Below are 13,590 nucleotides of genomic sequence, written 5' to 3' on the forward strand. Positions count from 1 at the left end.
CCAAACTTACTTTTATACAATAATGCAGAAATTTTTTGAAGTTGAAAAAAACACTTCCGGTAAAGCAAGAGCCGGAAAAATAACTACAGACCACGGCGAAATTCTTACTCCTATTTTTATGCCAGTAGGAACCGTAGCTTCTGTAAAAACAGTTCATCAGCATGAACTGAGAGAAGACATAAAAGCACAAATTATATTAGGCAATACCTATCATCTTTACTTAAGACCAGGCATGGAAATCATGCAAGAAGCAGGTGGTTTGCATCAATTTATGAATTGGGAAAAACCCATTCTTACAGATTCTGGTGGTTATCAGGTTTTTTCACTTTCTTCGAGCAGAAAAATGACAGAAGAAGGCGTGAAATTCAAGTCGCATATTGATGGAAGTTATCATTTCATTTCTCCAGAAAAATCTATGGAAATCCAGCGTCAGATTGGAGCAGATATTTTCATGGCTTTTGATGAATGTACACCTTATCCTTGCGAATACAATCAGGCAAAACTTTCAATGGAACTTACGCATCGTTGGTTAAAAAGATGTATTGATTGGACCAATGAAAATCAAGAAATTTACGGTCATAAACAGCATCTTTTCCCAATTGTTCAAGGTTCTACATATTCTGACTTGAGAAAAATTTCAGCAGAAGTAATTTCAGCAGCTGGAGCAGATGGAAATGCGATTGGTGGACTTTCGGTTGGTGAACCAGAAGAGGAAATGTACAGAATTACTGATGAAGTAACTGATATTTTGCCAAAAGATAAACCAAGATATTTAATGGGAGTAGGTACACCTTGGAACATTATCGAAAGCATTGGTCTGGGAATTGATATGATGGATTGTGTAATGCCTACCAGAAATGCTAGAAACGCGATGCTTTTCACTTGGCAAGGCGTAATGAATATGAAAAATAAAAAATGGGAAAAAGATTTTTCTCCATTAGATGAATTCGGGACCAGTTATGTAGATAGAGATTATTCTAAAGCATATGTTCGTCATTTATTTGTAGCCAAAGAATATTTAGCCAAACAAATTGCTTCTATTCATAATTTAGCATTTTATTTAGATTTGGTAAAAGTTGCTAGAGAGCATATTATTGCTGGAGACTTCTATGAGTGGAAAGAGCAAATCATTCCACAGTTGAAACAAAGACTTTAAAAATAATTAACTTTCAAGTGTTTTTAAAAACGATTTAGCATTTTTGCAAATCATCGATTTTACAGATTAATGAAAATTTTAGATAGATACATCCTTAAAAAATACTTAGGAACTCTTGCTTTCATGCTGGTGTTGCTTTCTGTGATCATTGTGGTAATAGATGTACAAGCAAAATCTCCCAGAATTGAGAGTAATGGTTTTACAGTAGGCTATTTTTTGATAAATTTCTACCCATTTTTGATGGTGTATTATCTGATTACATTCTTTTCAATCTTAGTTTTCATTTCGGTAATTTATTTTACTTCTAGAATTGCAAACAATACAGAAATTGTAGCCTACATAAGTAGTGGTGCGAGTTTTCACCGTTTTGCGAAACCGTATCTTATTGCTGCGCTCATTATTGCCACGGCAATTCTTGCAGTAAACCATTTTATTTTGCCTTGGTCTAATATCAAGAAAAATAAATTAGAAATCTACACCATGAACACCACGAATCGTGAAAAATTTACGGCAAATGCACAGATTTCTACTCAATTAAATCCTCAGGAATATATTTTTATCAATAGTTATAACCGCCAAATGAACCGAGGTTCTGGTTACCTGTATCAGAAATTTGATAAAAATAAAAAACTGCTTTATCAAATTAATGCTATGGAAATTTACTGGGACGAGAAAAAGAAAAACTTCGTTATCAGTAATTATTTAGAAAAAAGAATTGATAAAAACGACCACGAAATCTTGACGAATGGTGATTCCAAAACACAAGATTTTAAACATTCTCCCGAAGAATTATTCCCAAATGAATTATTGGGTCAAAATAAAACCACCCCAGATTTAATTAATTTCATCGAAAGAGAGAAGGAAAAAGGAAATAGCAATATCAATGCTTATCTCAATGAACTACATCAGCGAACTGCGATGCCAGTTTCTATTATTATTCTAACCTTTTTAGCGCTTTCGCTTTCTTCGCAGAAAAAAAGAGGAGGTCTGGGAATGAATTTAGCCATCGGAATTTCATTGGCATTCGTTTTTGTATTCTCATTTGAAGTGCTCAAAATTGTAGCATCTGGTAATAATTCTATTCCGCCACTTTTGGCGATGTGGTTGCCGAATATTGTTTTCGGAGCATTGGCATTTTACCTTTACATGAAGAGAGCGAATCAATAGAGCAATTCTATTTCTTTGTGGAAGAATTTTTGTAAACCTTCATTTTCTAAGTCAATCCAAATATAACCATTTTCGTCTACGTTTTGAATTATGCCATTTTGTCGCACCTCATTTTTTTCAAAAACAGAAACTTCATTTTTGCGATAAAGATGTAGATGATACAATTCTAAAACATCATTGGGAATTTCTTTTTGAACCAAATGCTCAAATAAATATTGATGAAGGCTTTCTGTAAAGGCTTTCAGCTCAAAAGACAGTCCGGTTTGGCTTAAAATAGAACCTGCTTTTGGCAGATTTTTAAAATTTTCTTGAAGAATATTAATGCCAATTCCTACCACATAATAATTTTTATTCTTCTCGAAAAGCATTCCGCATATTTTTTTGTTTTTGATAATCAAATCATTAGGCCATTTGATTTTAACCTCTGTTTTTGTCAAATTGGCAATAAAATCTCTCACAAGAATTGCGGTATAGAAATTGAAGCAAGTATCAGAAACATTTATGTTTTTGGTTTTTAGAGCAAATGAATAGGCGAGGTTTTCCTCGGGTAAATTTTCCCAAGAATTTCCGTACTGTCCTCTTCCTTTGGTTTGGTTAAAGGTATAAACCGCTAAAAAATCTTCAGAAAGATAATGCTGATTGAGAAAATCTATAAGCTCATCTTGCGTAGAAGCACAATTATTGAAGTAAATTAGACTGTTCATTTAACAAAACTTTAAGTAACCTTAATCACCAAAAACTGAATAAAAAACAATAAATTTGCAATTAAACATATATTTTTGAATGAGTAAAAATACAGAAAAAGAAGCATTAATCGCTAAAATTGTTGATGCAATACAAGACACAAAAGGTGAAGACATTAAAATACTAGACCTTACTAAAATAGAAAATTCTGTGGCAGATTATTTCGTGATTTGTAGTGGTAATTCTAATACACAAGTATCTTCTATCGCTGGAAATGTAGAAAAAAAAGTACGTAACGAACTCCAAGACAGACCTTGGCATGTAGAAGGAAGCGAAAACGCAATGTGGGTTTTAGTAGATTATATTTCAGTAGTCGTTCACGTTTTCCAAAAACATATCAGAGAATATTACGATATAGAAGAACTTTGGGGAGATGCCAAAGTAATCACCGTAGAAAATTAATATTAACCTAAAAATAATATCCTGATGAAATTTTATGAATTTCTATCAGGATTTTAATGATTATAAGATGAAAGAAAAAAGTAGTTTCAACTGGTTTTATCTGGTGGTTTTTGCAGTATTAGCCATCACCATTTATCCGTTGCTCAATCTTGATCCACCTCAGTCTATAAATGAGAACGGATTTTTCGCTTTGTTGAAAGAAAACAAAGTAGAAAAAGTAGTGGTATATACAGATACACCAAGAGCAGATGTGTTTCTTACCAAAGAAGCAAGAGCTGCAATGGTGAAAAATGCAAAAAAAGACACTCAGAATCTTTTGCCAGCAATGCAAGAGCAAAAACCAGATTTTGATTTCAATTACGGAAATTTACAATACTTCCAAGAGAAATTTGACAATTTGAAAAAAGAAAATCCTCAAGTTAAAACTCAATATGATTTTAAAACCGCAGGTTCTCCTTTTCAAGATATTTTAATCCAAGCTTTAATTTGGTTTGGAATCATGGCCGTTATTTATTACTTCCTTTTCAGAAAAATGGGAAGCGGAGGCGGACCTGGTGGACAAATTTTTAGCATCGGGAAATCTAGAGCTAAACTTTTTGACGAAAATGAAAAAGTTCAAGTTACGTTTAAAGATGTTGCCGGTCTAGAAGGCGCTAAAGAAGAAGTGCAAGAAGTAGTAGATTTCTTGAAAAATTCTGAAAAATACACAAAATTAGGAGGTAAAATCCCGAAAGGTGTTCTTTTAGTAGGTCCTCCAGGAACAGGTAAAACCTTATTGGCAAAAGCTGTAGCTGGTGAAGCAAAAGTTCCTTTCTTTTCACTTTCTGGTTCAGATTTCGTAGAAATGTTTGTGGGAGTTGGTGCTTCTAGAGTAAGAGATTTGTTTGCTCAAGCCAAAGCAAAATCTCCAGCTATTATTTTCATTGACGAGATTGATGCGATTGGTAGAGCTAGAGGAAGAGGCGGATTACAAGGTGGAAATGACGAGAGAGAAAATACGCTGAACCAATTGCTTACAGAAATGGATGGTTTCGGAACAGATACCAACGTTATTGTAATGGCGGCAACCAACAGAGCTGATATTTTAGATAAAGCCTTGATGAGAGCAGGACGTTTCGACCGTTCTATCTATGTAGATTTACCAGAAATGCACGAAAGAAGAGAGATTTTTGATGTGCATTTGGCTAAAATTAAATTAGCTCCAGATATTGATAGAGATTTCTTGGCAAAACAAACTCCAGGATTTTCGGGTGCAGATATTGCGAATGTTTGTAACGAAGCAGCGCTTATTGCAGCAAGAAACAATCATGAATTTGTTACAAAGCAAGATTTCTTAGATGCTGTAGACAGAATTATCGGTGGTTTAGAAAAGAAAAATAAAGCGATTAAGCCATCAGAAAAGAAAAGAGTGGCTTTCCACGAAGCGGGACATGCTACAATTTCTTGGTTGGTAGAACACGCAGCGCCTTTGTTAAAAGTAACAATTGTTCCAAGAGGAAGAAGTTTAGGTGCAGCTTGGTATTTACCAGAAGAACGCTCATTAACTACTACAGAACAAATGTTAGACGAGATGTGTGCTACTTTGGGAGGTAGAGCTGCAGAAGAAGTAGCGTTTGGAAATATTTCTACTGGTGCGCTTTCGGATTTAGAAAGAGTTACAAAACAAGCTCAAGCAATGGTAACGATTTATGGTTTGAGCGAAAACATCGGTAATATTTCTTACTATGACAGTTCTGGTCAGTCAGAATACAGTTTCGGGAAACCTTATTCAGAAGAAACGGCTAAGAAAATAGATGTAGAGATTAAAGATATCATCGAAAATCAGTATAAAAGAGCGGTAACTATTCTTCATGAGAATAGAGATAAGTTAGATGCTCTTGCTCAAAAGCTTTTAGAAAAAGAAGTCATCTTCAGAGAAGACTTAGAAGAGATTTTTGGCAAAAGAGCTTGGGATCCTGAATTAACAGAGCGTCCAGTTACTGAAGCGGTAGTAGAAAATACTCAAGAAAACACTTCTAGTGAAGAGCCGCAAGAGTCTCAAAATTAAGAATTTACATTCATTAATATAGAAGTTCCTAATATTTTTATTAGGAACTTTTTTATTTATACCTTTGATATATAGCTAGTTTCTAAATTATTTTATATTTTTGTTGTTGGCAAAGTTTAAAAATCTGAAGAAAATTGAGTTTATTTAAGAAAATTGTAAGTAAAATTCTTAATCAAGACGAGCAGCAAGATGATCCCAATGTTACAAAATTGGCAGATCAACTAAGAAATGCTGATCTTGATTATAAATTTGCGCAATTATTTACGGCTTCAGGTGGTTTTTTTAACTATTGTGGAGACGAAGCAGAAGCATTACAAGTTCTTAATCAGATTGTTAAAATTGAGGGGATTAAGAATGTTTTTTGTTGTGATGATGACTTGCAGAACTTTTTAAACGTTACCAAAACCAATTTCACCAAAAATCTAGATATTAATAATGATGCCGCTTTTATTACTTGCGAATTTTTAATCGCTTATGACGGAAGAGTTATGCTTTCTTACAATAATATTTTGCATTATCACTCTTCAAGATTACCAGGTAAAATCATCATTATGGCGACTGTTTCACAGATTGTAAGAGATTTAAATGAAGCCATGATGAAAATTAAGAGAAGAGGGAACGTAAGAAATCTTACTTCCATCAGTGGAAGCCAATCTAAGTTAGATGCTCCTACTCAAGATCAAACTAAACTTTTCTTAATTTTACTCGAAGACTAATTCTTTCTATTTTTAAATTTCACAAATTGGATAAAAATCTCATTCAGCGAGTTGGCTCTGGTCTAATCTACGGATTACTTACTTTTCTGTGCACTACAGAATACGGAGCAATACTCATCAATAAAATTTCGCCAGATTTAGTAAAACCTCATCAACTTTTTTATGGATTAATCACATTTTTCTTAGTTGTAGGAACTTATGAAGGCGTGAGAATTATGAAATTCCAAGGAAACTTATATCAATGGTTGGTTTTGCCTTTAGTTGCATTGGTTTATTATAAATTTACGACAAGATTCTTCGGTTTTGGATTTTATTACACCTTTGATTTATCCGAAATTTTAGCACTTTCATTAATCCTAATTGCTGCGATTACCTTATTTAAATTTCCTCAAGAATTATATCAAGACGAAGGGAAGCTCATTTTCATCGTTATTTATACGGTTTTACCATTTGGTTTTGCATTAGGTTTACCAAAATATTTCTTAAACGATAATGCTTTCACTTGGGAAGTTTTTCTTCTTTTTGTTTTGATATGGAGCAGTGATTCATTTGCTTATTTCACGGGAAGAATGTTCGGAAAACATAAAATGGCTCCGAAAATTTCACCGAAAAAAACTTGGGAAGGTTTTGCGGGAGGCGTTTTCTTTACCTTAATTTTAGGATATTTCATCGAGCAAAAATTCCCAGATTTACGTGGAAATTGGATTGTAGTGGGATTATTGGTCTCTATTTTTGCTCCACTTGGTGATTTGGTAGAAAGCCAACTGAAAAGAACATTCGGCGTAAAAGACAGCGGGAATATCATTCCAGGACATGGAGGCGTGCTTGATAGATTAGACAGTTTTATAATCGCAGCGCCTGTTGTATATTTGTACTTTATTCTAGAAAACATATTCTAAAAACATAACTTATTAACTCATAAAAATGAAACTACATAAAGAAAGTAAAGGAACCATTTTAGTTGCTACCATTGCAGTAGCTGTATTCGGTTTTTTAGCAGTATATTTTCTAGAAATTTGGTCATTAATTATCCTTATTCCGTTATTAATTTTATATGGATTGGTTTTTTGGTTCTTCAGAGTTCCCAATAGAGATATTGTAGACCATAAAGAAAACGTAATTGCGCCAGTAGACGGAAAAGTGGTGATGATAAAAGAAGTTTTCGAAGATGAGTTTTTAAAGGAAAAAGCCATTCAGGTTTCTATTTTTATGTCTCCGCTGAATGTTCACATTTGTAGATATCCAGTTTCTGGGAAAGTAATTTATAAAAAATATCACCCAGGAAAATATCTAGTAGCTTGGCACGAAAAATCTTCTACCGAAAACGAAAGAACTACTGTAGCTGTAGAAAGTTTAACCAATCATAAAGTGGTTTTTCGCCAGATTGCTGGTTATGTAGCACGTAGAATTGTTTTCTATTGTAATGAAGGTGATACATCTAAGGCTGGTCACGAATTTGGATTCATTAAATTCGGTTCTAGAATGGATGTTTTCTTACCGTTAGATACAGAAATTACTTGCAAAATTGGGGATAAAACCAAAGGCGGAGTAGATGTAATTGCGAAGATGAAAGAGTAAATTTCACGCAAAGAGCGCTAAGTTTTGAAACGCAAAACACGCCAATATTTTTAAAATAAAAAAGGTAAAGATTCTAAAATCTTTACCTTTTTTCATATTGAATATCAGAATTTTTTTAAAAAACTTTGCGCTCTTTGTGAAATTCTTTGCGCCTTTGCGTGGTAAAAACCCTACCCAAAATTCTGTAATTCTACTAGCTTTTTATAAACATTATTATTGGTAATCAATTCGTCATGAGTGCCTTGTTCTACGATGTTTCCGCGTTCCATTACTACAATGTGATCTGCTTTTTGAATCGTCGAAAGTCTGTGTGCAATTACGATAGAAGTTCGGTTTTCCATCATGTGATCTAGCGCGTCTTGAACCAAACGTTCAGATTCTGTATCGAGTGCAGAAGTTGCTTCGTCTAGAATCATAATTGGCGGATTTTTAAGCACTGCTCTTGCAATGGAAATCCTTTGTTTTTGTCCACCAGAAAGCTTGTTCCCGTCATCGCCAATATTGGTTTGGTATTTTTCTGGTAAGTTTTCTATGAATTGATGAGCATTGGCAATTTTTGCAGCTTGAATCACCTCTTCTTCCGATGCTTCGGTTTTTCCCATCCAAATGTTGTTGTAAACACTGTCATTAAACAATACCGATTCTTGAGTAACCATTCCCAGAAGTTTACGGTATTCGGTTAAATTTAAGTCTTTAATATTGGTGCCGTCGATTAAAATTTCACCATCTGTTACATCATAAAATCTAGCTAAAAGATTCGCAATCGTGGTTTTTCCGCTTCCTGATTGTCCTACCAAAGCCACTGTTTTTCCTCTCGGAATAGTTAAATTGAAATTTTTAAGAATTTGATTGTCTTTGTCGTAATAGAAAGAAATATTTTTGAATTCTATTTGATGATTGAGGTTTTTGATAGAAATAGGATTGGCAATTTCTTCTACCTTTAAATCGTAATCTAAAACTTCCAGAACTCTTTGCACTGCGGGAATTCCTCCTTGCATGTTAGAAATAGCGGCAGATAATCTTTTGGCAGGTTCTAGAATTTGGAAAAAGATAGCGATGAATCCTATGAAAGTTACCGCATCCATGGTTTGTTTTTCTAGAATTTGAATTCCTGCAAACCAAGTGATTAACAAAATGGTTACCGAACCTAGAAATTCTGAACTTGGAGATGCCAATTCTCTTCTTCGGCTCATGGCAATTGCATGATTTTTCCAGTTTTGTGTGGTTTTTTCAAAACGAGCGTTTAAAATGATATCAGCGTTGAAAATTTTAATGATTTTTGATGATTTCAAGGTTTCATCTACGATAGAAAAAAGATTCCCGAGTTCTTCTTGTGCTTTTTTAGACTTTCTTTTCAGACTTTTTCCTACCCAAGAAATGATTCCGCCCATTACAGGGAAAACCAATAGAGAGAACAAGGTTAGACTTGGTGATAACGCAAATAGCGTAATTAGAGAAGCTGTAATCATAAAAGGCGCATTAATTACGTCTACCAAACTTCCCATAATAGAATTTTCGATACTCCCGATGTCGTTTGAAATTCTACTCATCATGTCACCTTTTCTCTGTTCTGTGAAGAAAGAAACCGGTAATTTTAGAAATTTTTGATAAACTTTGCTTCTTAAATCTTTGGTAATACCTACTCTGTAGTTCACCAGCATGAATGAACCAAAATATCTAGAAATATTTCTAAACAAGAATGAAGTTGCGGTGATAATACACAGTGCTGCCAAAACTTTTATGGCGCCATATTCTGTGATGCTTTCTTGGATGTTGTAAAAAGCAGAAGTTTTGATGTAAGAAAAATATTCTGAAAACTTTCCGCTGTAAACAGGTTTGGTAATTTTTTCTTGGTCTACATTGAAAATCATTTGTAGCACAGGAAGCATGACCAAAACGGAAAAAATCTGAAAAACGGAATATAAAAGATTGAAAAATATACTTAAAAAAAGATATTTCTGATGAGGTTTTGCAAAAGCAAGTATTCTTTTTAGTGGACTCATTTATATTTAAAATAAAGTGCAAAATTACACTTTTTTAATTTGAAAATTTGAAAATGAAAGAATTTGAGGGTTGAAATAAAAAAAAACAGCTTCGTTTCCGAAACTGTTTTCACTCAAAATAAATCGTTGGTAAGATTTATCGAATTCTGTCTACAGATTTTACGAGTTTCTCATCTTTCTTGATATTGATGTTTGCCATAAACAAACCAAACAAAGAAATCAGAGGGAATGCTAACTCAATACCTTTCTCAGGAAAATCTATTCCTCCAGATAAATTTAGTAGCCAATACATCAATAAACCAGTCAACAAAGCGTTTATGAAAATGTTGATATTATTCAACAGAATCTGTCTCATTCTCTTTTTGTAACTGAAAATAGATAATAAAGCCAATAAAAATGATACTAAACTTAGGGTAGCAATAACATAAACACTGCCAAAAAGCGCTACATCTAACCCTGTAAAATGCAGTGCAACTTGCGCCAATACTACAATCAGTAAAAATATAGTTTGTATTCTCTGTATCATTTCAGTGCAAAAATAATTTATTTTTTTGTATTTGTCAAAAAAAGTGTAGATTTGCAAGTAACAAGTTCAGCAAAAAAGAAGAATCGCCTGATTCAACTTTCTTACTTACAATTACTTATATTATTACAACTTTTTCACATATTTTATGTTTAATATTGAAACGTTAAGGTCTAAGTCCTTATCGGAACTGACCAAAATCTCAAAAGATTTAGGCGTTAAAATTCCTAGAAATAGTACTGAAGAAACCATCGTCTTTGCTGTTTTAGATTTCCAAGCTTCTAATCCGAAAGTAACAAAGGAATATTTTAACGCTACCGAAAATACTATGGAAGAAAAACAAGAATCTCCAAAACCTAAAGCGAAAGCTCCTGCAAAAAAGAAAGTAGCGACTAAAACCGTAGAAAAACCTGCAGAACTCTTCGAAGAAACTACTCCGGAAGCGAAACCTGAAGAAGTAACAGAACCGAAAGTAGAAGTAGCAGAAAAACCTGCGGAAGCAAATACTTCTTCTAAAAAGCAAAGAAAAAGAATTGCTCCTAAAACAGAAGAAAAAGCTACAGAGCCAGAAGTTGCTGCAGAAACTACAGAAACTGCAGTAGTAGCAAAAACCGAAGAAGCGGAGCCAGAAATTCCACAAGCTGCTTCTCATCAAAATCAGCAGAAGCAACAGAATCAGCAAAAGCAAAAACAGCACCAACAGAATCAGCAAAATCAACAAAAAAATAAAAACCGTAATCAAAACGGAAACGGTGCTCAAAATAACCAAAATCAAAATCAATCTCACGGAAACCAAGAAAACACCGAAGAAAATCCACCTAAAAAAGATTTTAACTTTGACAATATTGTAACAGTAGAAGGTGTTTTAGAAATTTTACCAGACAACTACGGTTTCCTTCGTTCAGCAGACTTTTCTTACATTTCTTCACCAGATGATGTATTTGTTTCTACACAACAAATCAGAAATTATGGACTTAAAACGGGTGACTCGGTAAAAGGAATTGTAAGATTGCCTAAAGAAGGCGAAAAATATTTTTCTTTACAGAGAGCTTTAGAAGTAAATGGTAGAGATTTAGACTTTATAAAAGATAGAGTAGCGTTTGAATATTTAACGCCGCTTTTTCCACAAGAAAAATTTAATTTAGCAGGGAAAAATGCTACGATTTCTACTAGAATTGTAGACCTTTTTGCTCCGATTGGTAAAGGACAACGTGCCATGATTGTTGCTCAGCCAAAAACGGGTAAAACCATGCTATTGAAAGAGATTGCGAATTCTATTTCGGCGAACCATCCAGAAGCGTACATGATGATTCTTTTGATTGACGAAAGACCAGAAGAAGTTACAGATATGGAGCGCAGTGTAAATGCAGAAGTAATAGCTTCTACATTTGATGAATCTGCAGAAAAACACGTGAAAGTAGCGAATTTGGTTTTGGCAAAAGCGCAAAGAATGGTAGAATGCGGTCATGATGTGGTGATTTTATTAGATTCTATCACCAGATTGGCAAGAGCTTACAATACTGTAACGCCAGCTTCAGGAAAAGTGCTTTCTGGTGGGGTAGATGCAAATGCTATGCATAAACCAAAGAGATTTTTCGGGGCTGCTAGAAAAATAGAAAACGGCGGTTCACTTACCATTATTGCGACTGCACTTATTGATACAGGTTCTAAGATGGACGAAGTAATCTTCGAAGAATTTAAAGGAACGGGTAACATGGAACTCCAGTTGGATAGAAAAATTTCTAACAAGCGTATTTTCCCAGCTGTAGATTTAGTTGCTTCTTCTACCAGAAGAGACGACTTGTTGCATGATGATGTTACGCAACAAAGAATGTGGATTCTTAGAAAATATTTAGCAGATATGAATCCTCTAGAAGCAATGGAATTTGTACAAAAACAAATGCAAACCACTAGAAATAACGAAGAGTTCTTAATGTCTATGAATAAATAAAAAACTTTCAATATAAGATTTAGTTAAAAAAGTAAGAACACGCATTTTGCGTGTTCTTTTTTTGTGAGGAAGGTAATATTTGGTTTCATCTATGTTAAGTATAAAATTTTTAAAAAAAATTATAAATGAAAGTATGATGAGAATTTTTATCTTTGGAGAAATTTAAAAACATAAACATTATGTCATTCGAATTACCAAAATTAAATTATGCTTATGATGCTCTTGAACCAGTAATTGATGCAAGAACTATGGAAATTCACCATACAAAACATCATCAAGCTTACGTAGATAACCTAAACAATGCTATAAAAGGTACAGAGCACGAAGGAAAAACAATAGAAGAAATCTGTAAAACAGCTTCAGATGTTCCTGCAATTAGAAATAATGGTGGTGGTCACTTTAATCACACTCTTTTCTGGGAAATTCTTACTCCAGGAGGAAGCAAAGAGCCTGTAGGAAATGTAAAAGCTGCAATTGAAGCTTATGGTGGTTTTGAAAAATTCAAAGAAGATTTTTCTACTGCTGCTAAAACGAGATTCGGTTCTGGTTGGGCTTGGTTATGTAAAAAAGAAGATGGTAGCTTAGAAGTTTGTTCTTCGGCTAATCAAGATAATACTTTAATGCCAGGAGTGGGTTGCGGAAATCCTGCAATTCTAGGTTTAGACGTTTGGGAACATGCTTATTACTTGCATTACCAAAACAGAAGACCAGATTATGTTTCAGCATTTTTTGAAGTAATCAACTGGGATAAAGTAGAAGAAAATTATAATAAATTATAATCACTTTTAATTTCAATAAAAAAGGTTCAGAGTAATTCTGAACCTTTTTTGTTTTCTACATTTTAGAAATTATCTTACTTCTGTCATGCTTAAACCTTGTAGTTTTAGACCGTATTTCCATTGTACATAAGCGAAAACCTGGTAAAGTTTATACTCGAATTTTAAGCCATATTTTTCATTTGGGTCATAGTAAATAGAAGATTCTATGATGTTTCTATATCTTCCAGAATAGTAATAACTGTTCCATTCGTTTACAAGGAAAGTGTTTCTAGATTTCAAATATTCTTCGGAGTAAAAGCTCATTGGTTTTGCAATGGCGTTTAAGAAATAATCATATTGAGTATCAATTACGTCTAAATCCCATTCTCCATCATCATTTTTCTCTGGCTTCATTGCAGTCTGGTTATTGGCGTCTTTAGCAATATTTTGTGGGCTACTACAACTGATAATTAAAAATATTGTAGCAATAATTAGAATTAATTTTTTCATGATGAGGTGGTTTTATTTTAAAGTAAAGTTAATGA

General features: G+C 33.6%; 13 protein-coding genes. 9 read left to right on the forward strand and 4 right to left on the reverse strand.

The genetic code is table 11. From position 1 onward, the window contains the following. The first annotated feature begins 22 nt into the window (after positions 1–22). Entirely contained in the window at positions 23–1,156 is a 1,134-nt protein-coding gene (gene tgt / locus QO190_RS01700; RefSeq protein ID WP_371461010.1) for a tRNA guanosine(34) transglycosylase Tgt, read from the forward strand. A gap of 69 nt (positions 1,157–1,225) precedes the next feature. Then, on the forward strand, positions 1,226–2,323 hold the full coding sequence (locus QO190_RS01705) for an LptF/LptG family permease (protein WP_371461012.1): 1,098 nt from the start codon (positions 1,226–1,228) through the stop codon (positions 2,321–2,323). Here the strand turns inward: QO190_RS01705 and QO190_RS01710 are convergent. Next, positions 2,317–3,027, reverse strand: a complete 711-nt coding sequence (locus QO190_RS01710) for a biotin--[acetyl-CoA-carboxylase] ligase (RefSeq protein WP_371461014.1) — start codon at positions 3,025–3,027, stop codon at positions 2,317–2,319. The genes QO190_RS01705 and QO190_RS01710 overlap by 7 nt on opposite strands. A 79-nt stretch (positions 3,028–3,106) precedes the next feature. Between QO190_RS01710 and rsfS the strand changes: the two genes are divergently transcribed. The 5 genes from rsfS to QO190_RS01735 all read left to right on the forward strand — a co-directional run bounded on the left by rsfS (position 3,107) and on the right by QO190_RS01735 (position 7,810). Next, positions 3,107–3,469 (forward strand): ribosome silencing factor, encoded by a 363-nt coding sequence (rsfS, locus tag QO190_RS01715; protein WP_069800040.1) that lies wholly within the window; start codon positions 3,107–3,109, stop codon positions 3,467–3,469. 67 nt (positions 3,470–3,536) lie between these two features. Further along, a complete protein-coding gene (gene ftsH / locus QO190_RS01720; protein WP_371461067.1) occupies positions 3,537–5,516 on the forward strand; it encodes an ATP-dependent zinc metalloprotease FtsH in 1,980 nt (659 codons plus the stop codon). A gap of 134 nt (positions 5,517–5,650) precedes the next feature. Further along, complete coding sequence (locus QO190_RS01725; RefSeq protein ID WP_371461016.1) at positions 5,651–6,232, forward strand: LUD domain-containing protein; 582 nt, start codon at positions 5,651–5,653, stop codon at positions 6,230–6,232. A 26-nt stretch (positions 6,233–6,258) separates the two neighbouring features. Next, positions 6,259–7,131: a phosphatidate cytidylyltransferase gene (locus tag QO190_RS01730; RefSeq protein ID WP_371461018.1), complete on the forward strand. Its 873-nt coding sequence runs from the start codon at positions 6,259–6,261 to the stop codon at positions 7,129–7,131. A 25-nt stretch (positions 7,132–7,156) separates the two neighbouring features. Next, positions 7,157–7,810, forward strand: coding sequence for a phosphatidylserine decarboxylase family protein (locus QO190_RS01735; protein WP_371461019.1), 654 nt, complete (start codon positions 7,157–7,159; stop codon positions 7,808–7,810). A gap of 170 nt (positions 7,811–7,980) precedes the next feature. On the opposite strand, the gene QO190_RS01740 is transcribed toward QO190_RS01735, so the two are convergent. Further along, positions 7,981–9,813, reverse strand: coding sequence for an ABC transporter ATP-binding protein (locus QO190_RS01740; RefSeq protein ID WP_371461020.1), 1,833 nt, complete (start codon positions 9,811–9,813; stop codon positions 7,981–7,983). Between the two features lie 136 nt (positions 9,814–9,949). Beyond that, the gene (locus tag QO190_RS01745; protein WP_371461021.1) at positions 9,950–10,339 is read right to left on the reverse strand and encodes a DUF4293 domain-containing protein; all 390 of its coding nucleotides are present in this window, start codon (positions 10,337–10,339) and stop codon (positions 9,950–9,952) included. A 145-nt stretch (positions 10,340–10,484) separates the two neighbouring features. On the opposite strand from QO190_RS01745, the gene rho reads away from it, so the two are divergent. Both rho and QO190_RS01755 read left to right on the forward strand, forming a co-directional pair. After that, positions 10,485–12,287 (forward strand): transcription termination factor Rho, encoded by a 1,803-nt coding sequence (gene rho / locus QO190_RS01750; RefSeq protein WP_371461022.1) that lies wholly within the window; start codon positions 10,485–10,487, stop codon positions 12,285–12,287. A 179-nt stretch (positions 12,288–12,466) separates the two neighbouring features. Next, on the forward strand, positions 12,467–13,066 hold the full coding sequence (locus QO190_RS01755; RefSeq protein WP_069800055.1) for a superoxide dismutase: 600 nt from the start codon (positions 12,467–12,469) through the stop codon (positions 13,064–13,066). Positions 13,067–13,135: 69 nt separating this feature from the next. Here QO190_RS01755 and QO190_RS01760 read toward each other — a convergent pair whose 3' ends face one another. Beyond that, positions 13,136–13,555, reverse strand: coding sequence for a DUF6146 family protein (locus QO190_RS01760; protein WP_371461023.1), 420 nt, complete (start codon positions 13,553–13,555; stop codon positions 13,136–13,138). Positions 13,556–13,590: the final 35 nt, after the last annotated feature.

It is taken from the genome of Cloacibacterium sp. Arc13 (assembly GCF_041431305.1).
In the GTDB taxonomy this organism is placed as follows: Bacteria; Bacteroidota; Bacteroidia; order Flavobacteriales; family Weeksellaceae; genus Cloacibacterium; species Cloacibacterium caeni_B.